At 59.4% G+C, this 852-nt stretch carries 1 protein-coding gene; it reads left to right on the forward strand.

Annotated elements, in window-relative coordinates:
• Window positions 1-77 precede the first annotated feature (77 nt).
• A protein-coding gene (locus tag EN993_RS36330; protein ID WP_127266283.1) for an IS5 family transposase occupies window positions 78-832 on the forward strand; the annotation gives its coding sequence in 2 pieces (ribosomal slippage) (window positions 78-411 and window positions 411-832; 756 coding nt in all).
• The last annotated feature ends 20 nt before the right edge of the window (window positions 833-852 follow it).

Here is an 852-nt window from a genome sequence, read left to right on the forward strand (position 1 = left end):
TCTAGGCTCAGGACCTATTAAAACTCTTGCGGCGACGCCAAACGGCTGATTCATTTGCGGTGCGAGGAGGCGCTGCAATGAGTGATTTGATCTGGCTGTCGGAGGCGCAGATGCGTCGGATCGAGCGGCATTTCCCGCTGTCTCACGGTGTGCCGAGGGTCGATGATCGGCGGATCGTCAGCGGCATCATCTTCGTGATCAGGAACGGCCTGCGGTGGCGCGACGCACCCAAAGAGTATGGTCCCCACAAGACGATCTACAACCGCTTCATCCGCTGGAGCCGCCTTGGCGTATTCAATCGGATATTCGCCGAATTGGCGGCAAAAGGCGGCAAGCCCGATCAACTGATGATCGATGCCACCCATTTGAAAGCACATCGAACGGCCGCCAGCCTGCTAAAAAAGGGGCTGTTCCCCGACGTATCGGGCGAACCAAGGGCGGCCTGAACTCCAAGCTGCATGCTGTATGCGATGGACATGGCCGGCCGCTGATCATGCTGCTCAGCGAAGGGCAGATGAGCGACTACAAAGGCGCCGCGCTCATGATCGACGCCTTCCCGAAAGCCGCAGCCTTACTTGGTGACAAAGGCTACGACGCCGACTGGTTCCGCACGGCCCTGGCCGATCGCGGCATAGCCGCCTGCATCCCGTCCAAAGCCAATCGCAACCTGCCGATCCCGCACGACACCGTGCTATACAAAAGCCGCCACAAGATCGAGAACATGTTCGGCAGGCTCAAGGACTGGCGGCGCATCCACACCCGCTATGACCGCTGCGCCCACACCTTCATGTCCGCGATCTGTATCGCTGCAGCCGTAATCTTCTGGCTCTGATCAATGAGTCCTGAGCCTAG

The sequence above is a fragment of the Mesorhizobium sp. M7D.F.Ca.US.004.01.2.1 genome (assembly GCF_003997785.1).
Lineage (GTDB): Bacteria > Pseudomonadota > Alphaproteobacteria > Rhizobiales > Rhizobiaceae > Mesorhizobium > Mesorhizobium loti.